General features: G+C 65.2%; 10 protein-coding genes and 2 riboswitches. Of the genes, 1 reads left to right on the forward strand and 9 read right to left on the reverse strand.

The features are described from left to right. Positions 1 to 9 precede the first annotated feature (9 nt). The 6 genes from BLV07_RS17305 to BLV07_RS47585 all read right to left on the reverse strand — a co-directional run bounded on the left by BLV07_RS17305 (position 10) and on the right by BLV07_RS47585 (position 9,297). Positions 10 to 933: an ABC transporter permease gene (locus BLV07_RS17305; protein ID WP_091887699.1), complete on the reverse strand. Its 924-nt coding sequence runs from the start codon at positions 931 to 933 to the stop codon at positions 10 to 12. Further along, positions 930 to 1,871 carry an ABC transporter permease gene (locus BLV07_RS17310; RefSeq protein WP_091887701.1) on the reverse strand — a complete coding sequence of 314 codons (942 nt, stop codon included), beginning with the start codon at positions 1,869 to 1,871 and terminating at the stop codon, positions 930 to 932. Before BLV07_RS17310 ends, BLV07_RS17305 begins: the two co-directional genes overlap by 4 nt. A gap of 17 nt (positions 1,872 to 1,888) precedes the next feature. Continuing rightward, entirely contained in the window at positions 1,889 to 3,493 is a 1,605-nt protein-coding gene (locus BLV07_RS17315; RefSeq protein WP_091887703.1) for an ABC transporter substrate-binding protein, read from the reverse strand. 392 nt (positions 3,494 to 3,885) lie between these two features. Beyond that, on the reverse strand, positions 3,886 to 5,319 hold the full coding sequence (locus tag BLV07_RS17320; protein WP_091887705.1) for an NAD-dependent succinate-semialdehyde dehydrogenase: 1,434 nt from the start codon (positions 5,317 to 5,319) through the stop codon (positions 3,886 to 3,888). 171 nt (positions 5,320 to 5,490) lie between these two features. Next, positions 5,491 to 6,924, reverse strand: coding sequence for a PepSY domain-containing protein (locus tag BLV07_RS17325; RefSeq protein WP_091887707.1), 1,434 nt, complete (start codon positions 6,922 to 6,924; stop codon positions 5,491 to 5,493). 15 nt (positions 6,925 to 6,939) lie between these two features. Then, positions 6,940 to 9,297, reverse strand: coding sequence for a TonB-dependent receptor (locus BLV07_RS47585; RefSeq protein ID WP_176945589.1), 2,358 nt, complete (start codon positions 9,295 to 9,297; stop codon positions 6,940 to 6,942). Between the two features lie 115 nt (positions 9,298 to 9,412). Then, positions 9,413 to 9,614: riboswitch (cobalamin riboswitch) on the reverse strand. Positions 9,615 to 9,686: 72 nt separating this feature from the next. Here BLV07_RS47585 and BLV07_RS17340 point away from each other — a divergent pair. Then, positions 9,687 to 10,259 carry a histidine phosphatase family protein gene (locus BLV07_RS17340; RefSeq protein ID WP_176945590.1) on the forward strand — a complete coding sequence of 191 codons (573 nt, stop codon included), beginning with the start codon at positions 9,687 to 9,689 and terminating at the stop codon, positions 10,257 to 10,259. A gap of 6 nt (positions 10,260 to 10,265) precedes the next feature. Here the strand turns inward: BLV07_RS17340 and cobT are convergent, their stop codons facing one another. Genes cobT through BLV07_RS17355 form a run of 3 tightly spaced genes read right to left on the reverse strand, consistent with a single transcriptional unit; the run spans position 10,266 to position 12,801 of the window. Beyond that, positions 10,266 to 11,318, reverse strand: coding sequence for a nicotinate-nucleotide--dimethylbenzimidazole phosphoribosyltransferase (cobT, locus tag BLV07_RS17345; RefSeq protein WP_091887713.1), 1,053 nt, complete (start codon positions 11,316 to 11,318; stop codon positions 10,266 to 10,268). A gap of 10 nt (positions 11,319 to 11,328) precedes the next feature. Then, positions 11,329 to 12,078, reverse strand: coding sequence for a precorrin-6A synthase (deacetylating) (gene cobF, locus BLV07_RS17350; protein WP_091887715.1), 750 nt, complete (start codon positions 12,076 to 12,078; stop codon positions 11,329 to 11,331). A 45-nt stretch (positions 12,079 to 12,123) separates the two neighbouring features. Beyond that, complete coding sequence (locus BLV07_RS17355; protein ID WP_091887717.1) at positions 12,124 to 12,801, reverse strand: energy-coupling factor ABC transporter permease; 678 nt, start codon at positions 12,799 to 12,801, stop codon at positions 12,124 to 12,126. Positions 12,802 to 12,838: 37 nt separating this feature from the next. Further along, positions 12,839 to 13,058: riboswitch (cobalamin riboswitch) on the reverse strand. Positions 13,059 to 13,071: the final 13 nt, after the last annotated feature.

A 13,071-nucleotide genomic window follows, 5' to 3' on the forward strand; every position in this document is an offset into this window, starting at 1 on the left:
CTCGATACATCAGAGGCTCTTGGCCATGCGCGGATCGAGCGCATCGCGAAGGCCGTCGCCAAGCAGGTTCACGGCGAGCACGGTGACGGACAGGAATGCCGCCGGGAAGAACACGATGTAGGGCTTGACCTGCCACAGCGCGCGGCCCTCGGCCATGATGTTGCCCCAGGACGGAATGGTCGGCGGCGTTCCTGCGCCGATGAAGGACAGGATCGCCTCCGTGATCATGGCGCTGGCGCAGATATAGGTCGCCTGCACCAGCATCGGCGCCACCGTGTTGGGCAGGATGTGGCGCAAAATGATCATCGGCGTGCGCGTGCCGCAGGCGACGGCTGCGTCCACATAAGGCTGCTCGCGCAGCGACAGCACCACGCTGCGCACGAGGCGCGAGACGCGCGGGATTTCCGCGATGGTTATGGCGAGGACGACGTTGCCGACGCTGCCGCGCGTCAGCGCCATCAGCGCGATCGCGAGCAAGATCGGCGGGATCGACATCAAGCCGTCCATGAAGCGCATCAAAATGCCGTCGGCCCAGCGGATGAAGCCGGAGACCATGCCGATGGCGAGGCCCACCGCGGACGCGAAGATCGCAACCGATAGCCCGACCGTGAGCGAGACCCGCGCGCCGAACAGCACGCGCGAATAGATGTCGCGGCCGAGCACGTCGGTGCCGAACCAGAAATCGGCCGACGGCGCCCGGGTGCGCTTGGCCGGCGCCAGCGCGGTCGGGTCGACCGTTCCGAGATGGGCTGCGAAAATCGCGATCAGGACCAGCGTCAGCAGCAGCGCGCCACCAATCGCGACGGTGGGATGGCCGCGCAAGAGCCCGATGAAGCCGCGCCGGATCGTGACCGGCCGCAGGATCTCCGGCAGTTGCGGCGCGACGACGAGGCCGGCGGGAAGCGATTGCGAATTGACGGTCGTATCGGTCAATAGCGGATCCTCGGGTCAACGAGCGTGTAGATGACGTCGATCATCAGATTGACGAGGACGTAGACGAAGCTGAACAGCAGCACGATGCCCTGGATGACGGGATAGTCGCGGCGCAGGATCGCATCGATCGTGAGCCGGCCAAGGCCGGGGATCGCGAACACGCTCTCCGTGACCACCGCGCCGCCGATCAGGAGCGCGATGCCGATCCCAATCACCGTGACGATCGGAACTGCCGCGTTCTTGAGCGCGTGAATGAACAGGATGCCGCCCTGCCCGAGGCCCTTGGCGCGCGCGGTGCGGATATAGTCCTGCTGTAACACTTCGAGCATGGCCGCGCGGGTGATGCGCGCGACCAGCGCGATATAGACGCAGCCAAGCGCGATCGCCGGCAGGATCAGATTCTCGAGCCATGGCCAGAAGCCTGCCGTGAGCGGCGTATAGCCCTGCACTGGAAGCCATTCCAATTCGAGCGCAAAGACGTAGGCGAGCATGTAGCCGACCACGAACACGGGCAGCGAAAAGCCGAACACGGCAAAGCCCATGATGACGCGGTCGATCAGGCTGCCGGCCTTCCAGGCCGCCACCACCCCGAGTGGCACCGCGACCACGATCGTGAGCAGGAGCGTGACGATCATCAGCGACAGCGTTGGTCCGAGACGCTGGCCGATCATCGCCGATACCGGCAGATTGGTGAAGATCGAGGTGCCGAGATCGCCGTGCAGGATGCGCCAGACCCAGCTTCCGAACTGGACCAGGAAGGGACGGTCGAGGCCGAGGCTCTGGCGGATGCGCTCCACATCCTCCGGGCTCGCCTGGTCGCCCGCGATCACCACGGCGGGATCACCCGGCGCGATGTAGAGCAGGCTGAACACGAACAGCGCGACGATCGCCATCACCGGCAAGGTCGCGACGATGCGACGGAGGATGTAAGAGAGCATCTGGCTTCAGCGCACGATCATGCGGACTTCGACACGCCCCAGAAGAACGGCAGCGGCCCCTTGGTGACGCCGGAGACGTTCTTGCGCCACGCCGTATAGGTCAAGAAGAAGCCTGTCGGCGCATAGACGACATCCTCGAGCGCCGCCTTATTGACCCGCCCGATCGCCGCCTTTTCTTCCTCGAGATTCTTGGCCTCGAACCAGGCCGTGATTTCCTTCTCGGTATTCGGGCTATTGGGCCAGCCGAACCAGGCCTTGTCGCCATTGGCGCGAATGGCGGTGTAGGCGGCGGGCGTGATGCAGTCGGCACCGGCATGCCAGCTGTGGAACATGTTCCAGCCGCCGTGCCCGGGCGGCGTCTTCTGCGCCCGGCGAGAGCCAACCGTGCCCCAATCAGTCGCGACGAAGTCGACATTCATGCCAAGCCGTTTCAGGAGGTCCGCGGTGACGTCGCCTTGCGCCTTCGTGATCGGCTGGTCCTGCGCCACCAGACACGTCACCGGCTGGCCGGAATAGCCGCTCTCGGCCAGCAACTTCTTGGCCGCGTCGAAATCGCGCTTGCCCTTGAGGATCTCACCGCCCAGTTCGCTGTAGAGCGGCGTATCGGGCGTGAAGAAGCCCGGCAGCGGCTTCCACAGCGCGGTGTCGTCGCCGACGATCGCGCGCATATAATCTTCCTGGCTGAGCGCCATCAGCACCGCGCGCCGCGCCCGCACGTCGTTGAACGGCGCGAACAAATGGTTCATGCGGAACGAGCCGATATTGCCGAGGGGATCGCCGATGTCGACGCTGATGTTCTTGTTCTTCTTCAGCACGGGCACGAGATCGGCGATCGGGTTCTCCCACCAGTCGACCTCGCCGTTCTGCAACGCAGCCGCCGCGGTCGCCGGGTCCGGCATCACCACCCATTCCACGCGATCAATCAGGATCTGCTTGCCGCCGGCAAGCCAGGATGCCTTCTCCTGCCGCGGGACGTAGTCGGTGAACTTCTCGAACACGGCCTTCGCGCCCGGCACCCATTCGCCCTTGGCGAACTTCATCGGCCCGGAGCCGACATATTCCGTGATCTGCTTGAAAGGATCGGTCTTCGCGATACGCTCGGGCATGATGAAGGAGCACGGCGCGTTATTCTTGGCCAGCGCATAGAGCATTTTCGGGAAGGGCTGCTTCAAAACCCATTTGAACGTGCGGTCGTCGACAGCCGTCAATTCCTGCTGGATCGCAATGATCATCAACCCCATCGGATCGCGCGCGGCCCAGCGCGACAGGCTCGCAACGACGTCCTTGGCCAGCACCGGCTCGCCGTCATGGAACTTGAGGCCGGGTCTTAAGCGGAATGTCCAGATCTTGCCATCGTCGGAGGTCTCCTCGGACTCGACCATCTGCCGCTGGGGCTGGAGCGAGGAATCGATGCCGTAGAGCGTGTCCCAGACCATCGCGGCAGCATTGCGCACGACATATTGAGTGCCCCAGATCGGATCGAAATTGGCGAGATTCGCTTGCGGCACGAAGCGCAACGTGCGCGCCGCCGCGCCTTGCGACAGCGCAGGGGCCGAGAGGCCACCCGTCAACGCCAGGCTGCCCGCGCCAGCCAGTCCCTTCAATACGGTCCTGCGATCCATGAAGTCCTCCCACTATTGCCGTGATGCCGGCCATCATTGGCCAAGGGCAGGTGAAACCTGCCCGTTGGCGTGCAAATGGTATGCCACTAACTGCGCCTTCGCCAGCGGCGATTTGGGGGGACTTCGCGCCTCCTTGCAGACGCTGCCGCGATCAAGCGCGGCGCATCGCTGCCACGGCATGTTTTGCCGTAGCTTTTCGTTTCCTTAAGCGCTCGCCAGAAGGATGCAGGCAACGCTGTATGCATCCGCGAAGGGACTTGCGGTGGTGGCGATCACGGCCACCGGCCGCGCTGATGTGCCCTGTCACGCTGTCCGCGCGTGCACAGGATCGCAGGGGTTAGCCTTTGCAGACTGCGCCTCGCACAGTCGCAAGGCTAACCCTTACACCATTCTTACGCGCTCGCCTGGGTGACGAACTTCGTATTGAGGTAACCCTCGATCGCTTCGAGGCCGCCTTCGGAGCCGTAACCGGAATCCTTGATGCCGCCGAACGGCACTTCCGGCAGCGCGAGGCCATGGTGGTTGATCGAGACCATGCCGCTCTCGATGTCGGAGCCGATCGCCTGCATCGTCTTGGTCGAGGTGGTGTAGGCATAGGCTGCAAGGCCGTAAGGCAGACGGTTCGCTTCCGCCACCACCTCGTCGTAGCTGCGGAACGAGGTGATCGGCGCCAGCGGTCCGAACGGCTCCTCGTTCATGATGCGCGCATCGCGCGGCACGTCGGTCAGCACGGTCGGCTCGAAGAAGAAGCCTTCATTGCCGATACGCTTGCCGCCGGCCTGCACCTTGGCGCCGCGCTGGACCGCGTCGGAGACCAAGCCCTCCATGGCGTCGACGCGGCGCGGGTTCGCCAGCGGCCCTATGCGGGTGTCCTTGTCGAGGCCGTTGCCGACCTTGAGGCTCTTGGCCGCCGCCACGAACTTGTCGACGAAGGGCTGGTAGACGCTTTCATGCACGAGGAAACGCGTCGGCGAGACGCAGACCTGGCCCGCGTTGCGGAATTTGTTGGCCGACAGGATTTTTGCGGCGTTGTCGAGATCAGCGTCGGCGAACACGATCGCCGGCGCATGCCCGCCGAGCTCCATGGTGACGCGCTTCATGTGCAGGCCGGCGAGCGCAGCCAGATGCTTGCCGACTGCGGTCGAGCCGGTGAAGCTGATCTTGCGGATGATCGGATGCGGAATGAGATATTCCGACACTTCCGCCGGCACGCCGAACACCAGTTGGACGACACCGGGGGGAATGCCGGCGTCGGCATAGGCGCGCACCAGCTCCATGCAGCTTGCCGGCGTCTCTTCCGGTCCCTTGACGATGATCGAGCAGCCGGCGGCGAGCGCGGCCGAGATCTTGCGCACTGCCTGGTTGATCGGGAAATTCCAAGGCGTGAACGCGGCGACCGGGCCGACCGGCTCCTTGGTCACGAGCTGTGAGACGTTGCCCATCCGCGGCGGCACGATGCGGCCATAGGCGCGGCGGGCCTCCTCGGAGAACCAGTCGATGAGGTCGCCGGCCAGCATGGTCTCGCCTTGCGCTTCCACCACCGGCTTGCCCTGCTCCATGGTCATCACGGGCGCGATCTCGGCGGCGCGCGAGCGGATGATGTCGGCCGCTTTCCGCATCAGCTTATAGCGGTCGAACGGCGAGGTCTTGCGCCAGACCTCGAAGCCGGCCTTGGCCGCCTCCAGCGCGCGGTCGAGGTCCGCACGCGAGGCGTGCGGGGTCTTGCCGATCGGCTGGCCGGTGGCGGGATTGAGGATGTTCTCCGACTTGCCGGACGTGCCGTCGGTCCACTCGCCGGCGATGAACATCTGAACTTTCGGGTACATCCTTGGGGTCTCCTGCATGATTTTCGGTCTTCGACGGGTTGCTGCCGCCGTTTCGAGCGAGCGCAGAGCTACACCGAAAGCCGGCCGGCGAAAAGGCGTCAATGACGAATAGGCCGCAGGGCATTGCTGACCTGCTGGCCGGACCGTATCGAGCCGCAGTTGCGCCTCAATTCAGGGTGCCAGCGAGGACCGCAAGCGCCGCCAGCCGATGACGATGCCGGTGATGGAGAACGCCAGCCCAAGCGTACAGAGGCTGACGATCACGACATCACGCAGCCGCGGGTGGGCCAGCAAGACCGGGAAGTCGAGCGTGTGCAACGCACTGTAAAGCCAGCGGTAGGCGCGCCGCGACGGATCCAGTCTTTGCAGCACGCCGCCATCGGCGCCATCGATGTCGAACCAGAGATCGCCGCCACAGCGCGAGCGGTAGACCGGTGCACCCGGCATTGTGGATGGCGCGGGGTAGTCGTCGCTATCAGGAAGGACGGACGGTAGGCCGCAGCCGACTGCAAAGCGCCCCGTCAGAGCCTGAATCTCGTGCACATCAAGGAATCCGGCCGGTCCATCGCGCGGCGCATCCCCTCCCCTGCTCAAGGTCTGACGACCGAGGGCGACCCGATCGCGCCGATAGACATGGCCGTTGAAGGCGAACCATTCCGCCTCGCGCGCCGCGGGAGATATTGGCTGCCGATCGAGCGATGCGGCCTCCCGCCAATCCGGCGCGGCGTTCATCGGGCCGGCCTCTGCCGGCGTCAACTGGCCGCGCGAGAACAGCCGGCCGTGATCCATCGAGAGCCAGCCGCTGAAGATCCAGGTCAGCACGAAGACCGTTGCTGCGAGGCCAATGAGGTGATGCAGCGCATGCCAGCCACGGTAAGGTGTGGAGATTTGCCTCTTGGAAATCCTGATCCGCGCGATCCCGAGCACGGCGCCCAGCACAGCCGCGATCAGGGCCAGCAGCGCCAAGGTCCAGACCACGCGGTCCCACAGGGACCAGTTGCTGCGCAGGATGGTCGGATAGATCCAGTGCAGCACGCTGCCGACAAGATTCCAGCCGCGCTCGCTGCGCGTCGTATCAAGCACGATCTCGCCGGTCGGCGACGAGACATAGACCTCCGTCCCCGCAGCATCGCCGAGGGCCACGCGAAACAGAGGTCGATGGCGATCGAAGCCGTTCGGCACGCTCCACTGATCGTAGTCCGAACGCCCGACGATCGTCGCATGCGAGGCATCGATCTCGCGCTGGCGCGCATGAGCCTGCGCAATAGCCAGTGCGACATCAGCGGATTTCACTGACGCGTCGTCCCCGTCGGCCGCGCGGACCGCGCGCTGACGCGAGGGACCCGAGACGATGTAGACTGTGCCGTCGCTCCGCTGGATCAGCCGAACGCGCGTGGCATCCGCGATCCCGCTCGCAGCAACGGCGTCCGCGATCGATATCGTCACTTCTCCGCGATCCAAAGGCGCGAGTCCGGCAAATCGCTCTGCTTCCGTCAGGGACGGAAACGGAACGAAGTGCATCACGATCCCGCTCGCGAACCACATCGCGAACAGCAGGCAGAACGCGATCCCGAGCCAGCGGTGCGAGAGGACGATCGCGCTCATCTTACGCTCGAGGCCTCACCATTTGAACGCCGCCGAGATCTCATAGGTGCGCGGCGCGCCCAGGAGGATCTGGTCGGGGTAGAACGGATCGCCCCAGATCGCGTAGCGCTTGTCGGTGATGTTGCGGACGCGGAAGGTCAGGCGCGCCTGGTCGACCGCACTGAACATCGTCTTGGGGATGTCGACGAAGGCATAGACGTCGGCGACGGTATAGGCCTTCATCGTCACGACGTTGGCGTCCGTGTTGTAACGGTCGCCGACATGGCGGCCGGTGATGCCGAGCTCCACCGGCCAGGGCGTGAAGAAGCGCCAGGATGCGCCGGCGTTGGCCACGATGCACGGCACGTTCGGCGGCGCATTGCCAGAGAACGAGCCGCCGACAAAGTTGTAGTCGGCGTAGCGCGCATCGACATAGGCGATGTTGCCCCAGAGACGCAGGGGGTCGATCGGGCGCACGGCCCCCGCGAGCTCCACGCCCTTCGACTCCTGCCGTCCGGCGATGTTGAGCTGCATGCCGCCGGCTGCGGCATAGACGTTCTTGCGCACGATGTCGTAGGCGGAAAACGACCACTCCGCCCGGTTGTCCCAGAACAGGTGCTTGACGCCGGTCTCAAAGGTGCGCGCGGTGGTCAGGTCGAGCGGCTGGGTCGGCCCGAGCAGAAAGATGTTGTTGGCGGAGATGTCTGCGCCGGTGGCGTACTGGCTGAAGAAGGTCAGGCCAGGCACGGTCTCCCAGGTGTAGCCGATGCGCCCCGTCACCGGCGCCCAGTCTTTCGTGAACGGGAAGCCAGCCTTCTCCAGGCCGTTCTTATCGGTCGAGTTGCGGTCGAGCCCGATATGCTCGACGCGGAGGCCACCAACCAGCGCGAAGGTACGTGTTAGCTTCAGCCGGTCCTCGAATGACAGCGCCTCGTTGTCGATGCGCGCGGTTTGCTGCTGGATCGTGAGCGGGCCGTAAAAGCCGCGGTTGGGATCGACGAGCGAAACGGAATCGCCAGGGAAGTTCGCCGCGCCCGGCCTGACGAAATCGAGATAGCTTGACGAGAGAGTCGTGACTAGCCGGTTGTCGAAGCCAGCGATGTTCGCATCCCAGATCAGGTCGGTGACGTTGCCCACCAGCCGCTGGCTGTGCGCGACATAGAAGCGTTCACGATCGACCATGTTCGTTGTGGAATTGAACGCCTCGATCTCGTTGTTGAACCAGGTCCGTTCTGCACCATAGCCATAGGCTTGGCTTTTCAGCGTCAAATCGGGCGCGAGCTTCAGCTCGAAGCCGCCGCGCAGCCAGACCTCCTGGGCGACGTTGCGGTTGTCGAGGACGTTGTAATTGGTGTTGAAGGTACGATCATCGATGGTGACGGCACCGAGATTGGTTCCGTTGTAGTTCGAGACGTAATTGCCGGAGACGATGCCGCTCGTGGCATGCGAGCCGCTGAAGGCGATCGGCACCAGCGGCGCACCCCAATATGCCTTCGAGCGATCCTCTCTGTATTCGATTGCACCCCAGATCTTGAGACTGTCGGAGATGCGGTAGTTGAGCTGGCCGGACGTGTCGAACGTCTTGATATTGGTATCGTCGGCAAAGCCGTTGAGCGTGGAACGGCTGATGTCAAAGCGGTAGTCCAGCCCCTGCACGTTGGTGCTGCCGCCCGAACCATAGTGAACGCGGAACGAGTTCAGGGAATCCCAGGAAAAATCAGCCTCGTTCCGAATCGGTCCGGTGTGCGGCTGCTTGGTGACGAAATTGATGGCGCCGCCGGCGGCGCCCTCGCCCGAGATCAGCGAAGCCGGACCTTTCAGGAATTCCACCGCCTCGAGATTGGCGGTATCCGCGATCCGCGAGGTCATGTTCTGCGGACCGATCTTGATGCCGTTGTAGAGCGTGTTGATCTGGCTGTTGGTGAAGCCGCGCATGGAGAAGGCCGAAGGTTCAGCCGGGTTGTCGCCGGAGGTGACACCGACTGCGCCCTGTGCCACCTCCGATACGGTACGATAGCCCTGCTCGCGCATCGTCGCCGCCGAGATCACCTCGACGGTCGCCGGCGTCTCGCGCACGGTGAGGCCGAGCCGCGAGGCGCTTTCGGCCACGGCATTGCTGTTGAGCGGCGTCGCTGCCGCGGCGGCCGGCACGACAGGCTTGGGCGCTGCGGATGCGGCTGCCGGTCTGCGTGCAGCTGCACGGCGGGCGCTCTGCGCCTCGCGGCCCGCCGGCTTGGCCTGCTTGCGGGATTGCGCCGGCGACACCTCGACCGGCGGCAGGGGTTCGCGGGCCTGCTGCGCCAGCGCGGCAGATACATCGGCGGCGGCTAGTGACGTAAGAGCTGCGGAGGCAAGCAGGAAACGGCGCGGTCGTACAATGCGGATGGAAGACACGGTTCGAAACCTCGGTATGACGTCAGTGGCACGTCACAGCGAACGAGGTCTCACCCTGGGCTTGTCAGCCGTCCGATGAAGCCGAATGTCTGTACTCCCCGACCGACATCTTCGCGTGTGACCACGGCTGACGGCAGGTCTCCTGGCTCGCGGGTCGTGACCGCTTCGTCGCCTTCCCGGGACCGAGGACCCAGTGGCTTCTGACGAAGGATTCACCGCTTACAGTTGCGGGGGCAGCCGCGGCATTGGGGACAAATTCCCCGCACCGCATTCCCTTTTCATCCCCTCTCGGGGAAACCGTCGAAGCCATCTAGGATTACGATCAAGACAGAGTCAATGTGCAAGCTGCGGCGTTATTGCCACAGCAACCAACTTCCTCGGAGATGAGCATGGAAGGCGAGACCTTCCTCTGGCTGATACGGCATGCACCGGTCGACGGCATCAAAGGGACGATCCATGCGGCTGACGCGCCGGCCAATCTCGGCGATCGCGCGCCACTGCAGGCGCTGCGGCAGCACCTGCCGCGAGGCGCAGCGAGCTATGCCAGTCCGTCGCGGCGCACGGTCGAGACCGCGCAGGCGCTGGGACTCGCGCCCGAGCTGATGCCCGAATTCAGTGAACAGGATTTTGGCGCATGGACCGGCCGTCGGCATGACGACATCGGCGCGGCTGGCGACGAGGCTTATGCACAGTTCTGGAGCGATCCGGCGCGCGGCCGTCCGCCGGGCGGCGAGAGCTTTGAGGACCAGGTCGCGCGCGTCCGGCTGGGACTCTCGCGGATCGGCGCGGGCTCGGCAGCGCTCGTCGTGCATTCCGGCACGGTCCGCGCTGCGCTCTGCATCGCGCTGGATCTGACACCGCAAGCCGCCTTGCGGTTCGTGATCGATCCGCTGTCGCTCACCCGGATCGACCGGCTCGCCACCGGGTGGCGCGTCGTTTCCGTCAATCAGCGGTTGGCCTGAGCCGGGTCAGGCCGGGCGATCCGGTACATTGGCCTGCGCAAACGTCGCCATGCCGTTGTGGAGCGCGCAAGCCAACCGCACCAGCGGCAGCGCGATCGCGGCGCCCGATCCCTCCCCAAGCCTGAGATCGAGGCTGATCAGCGGCTGCACGTTCAGCGCACGCAGCACCAGCCGATGCCCCTGCTCTGCCGATTGATGCGACGGCAGCAGGAACGGCCGGCACGACGGGTTGATCCGCACCGCCGCCAGCGCCGCCACTGACACGATGAAGCCGTCGATCAATACAGGGATGCGGCGTTGCGCAGCCGCGATGATCGCGCCTGAGATCGCCGCGATTTCGAGACCGCCGACGGCACACAGGATGTTTTCAGGCGAAGCCCTCGCAATGCCATGGCGCGCGATCGCGGCATCGATCACCCGCGCCTTGTGCGCCCGTCCGGCCGCATCGATGCCGGTGCCGCTGCCGGCGATCTCCTCGGCGCTGACGCCGAGCAGGCTCGCCGCGATCGCTGCCGAGGTCGTGGTATTGCCGATGCCCATCTCGCCGAAGATCAGCAGATCGGGCTGATTGGCTGCTGCGCGCGCAACCGCGCGCTGACCGGCCTCAAACGCGAATGCCAGTTCCGCAGGTTCGAGCGCAGCTTCCACGCTGAAGTCGCGCGTGCCGCGGCGCGGCTTGTCGGTGACGATTCCCGCCATCTCCTCCTGCGCCAACGTGCCGGCGTCGACCACCTCCAGGCTGGAGCCAAGCTCGCGCGCCAGCACCGAGATCGCGGCGCCGCCGGAGGCAAAATTCGCCATCATCGCAATCGTCACGGCTTGCGGATAGGCCGACACGCCCTGCGCGACGATGCCGTGATCACCGGCGAAGACGATGATCGGCACGCGCGCGGCACCAGGAGATTCCGTCGCTTGCAGGCCCGCAAGCTCTATCGCGAGTTGCTCGAGCCGGCCGAGCGCGCCGGTCGGCTTTGTCAGTTGCGCCTGCCGGGCGATCGCAGCCTCGCGGTGAATCGCGGAGATCTCGGGACACTGTTGGTAGACCCATTCGGGGAGCATGCTGCCTCGCTTAACGCGTGCGCTTGAGAATGTAGCTGTCCATGATCCAGCCATGCCGCTCGCGCGCTTCCTGCCGCATTGCGACAATACGCGAGCCCACTTCGGCCAGCGCGCCGGACATGACGATCTGATCGGGCATGCCGAGATAGGCGCCCCACCAGATCTGAAGCCCGGCGGGATCGAGCGACTGGAACGCCGTGCCGCCGTCGAGCATCACCACCACGGTATCGGTGCCCTGCGGCCAGCCGCCTTCGCGCAAGCGCCGCCCCGTCGTGACCAGGAACGGCTCGCCGATGTCGTTGAGCGGCAGCGCATGCGCCGCGCACAGCGCCTGGATCGAGGTGATGCCAGGCACGACCTCGATATCAGGCAAGGGATCAAGCCGCCGCGCAATGCGCAGCGAGGAGTCGTAGAGCGAAGGATCGCCCCAGATCAGCAGCGCAACCTTGCCCTCGCCGGCGAGATGATTTGCGATCGTTTGCGACCAGGTCGCGGCCACGGCATCGTGCCAATCGTCCACGCTCTTGCGGTAGTCCGCCTCAGTCGCGTCACGCACCGGCAAGTCGAACTCGGCGATGCGCGTGCTCTCGCTGGTGAGCACGTCCGCGCAGATCGTCCGCCGCAGATCCGCAAGATCGGATTTCGCCGTCCCCTTGCGCGGGATCAGGACGAGATCGGCGGCGTTGATGGCTTGGATCGCGGCGCGCGTGAGCTGCCCGGGATCGCCGCAACCGATGCCTATCAGGGAGAGCGTGAGCATCGCGAGCGCGAAGGGCGGCCGCGCCGGCCGCCCTTCGCTTGTCTCTTAAGCGGCGTTATGCAGGCGCGGCGTGACGAGGCCGGGCGCGGTGACGCCACGCAGCGACTTCGCCAGCGCCAGCACGGCGAGATCGGCGAGCGGCTCGATCACGATGACCAGCGCATAGGATGCCGCAAACGTCGCGATGTTGGCGAGATTGGTCGCGCCGAAGCCGGAGCCATACAGCGCCCAGAACGCCACCCAGGCGACGATGCCGGACTGATAGGCGGTCGAGAGCGCCAGCGCCTGGCGGTATTGCAGATCGACGTAAGCCGTGTTGCGCGGAATGATCCGCGTCGCCAGCGCCTGGATCGCGAACAGCGGCACCAGAAGCGTGGTGACGTTCATGCCGTATTGCGGCAGGTCGGTTGGCACGAAGAAGACGCCCTGGAGCAGCAGACCGAACGCAAGGCCGAAGGCGGCGGGCGCAGCACCGAACAGCAGAAACAAGGTCGAGCCCAGGATGAAGTGCACCTCGGAGACGCCGACCGGGAAGTGCGGCAGCACCTGGAAGAAGGTGAAGACGAGGCCGGTGGTGGCGAGCGTGCGCGTCGCGAACGAGCCGATGCCCTGCTCGCGCACGGTCTCGACCGCGAGTTTCAAGGCAACGCCGCCTGCGGCGATGCCGGTTGCGTAACTCAACACGAGCTTGGCGCCCGTGACGATCCCTGGTTCGATATGCATGGTTCAGATCCTTCCTGCCGTCACACCCGACGGCCTTGGCCTCAAATCGTGCAGGGCCGGTCTCCTGGCTCGCGGCTCACTGGGGTTCTCCGGCCTTCCCGGACCTTGCGGCCCAGTGGCTGATCGGAGCCCCTCACCGCTTACAGTCGCGGGGGCGGCTGGGGTTTTGGACGCCGCAATTGGGTCCGCCCATCCCCATTCCCGATTATGCTCCGGCGCTTTGCGCCGCGTCGAGCACCATGCCTCTCCTGTGTGCCTCTTTCGCGAGCC

Source organism: Bradyrhizobium sp. Rc2d, assembly GCF_900099855.1.
GTDB lineage: Bacteria > Pseudomonadota > Alphaproteobacteria > Rhizobiales > Xanthobacteraceae > Bradyrhizobium.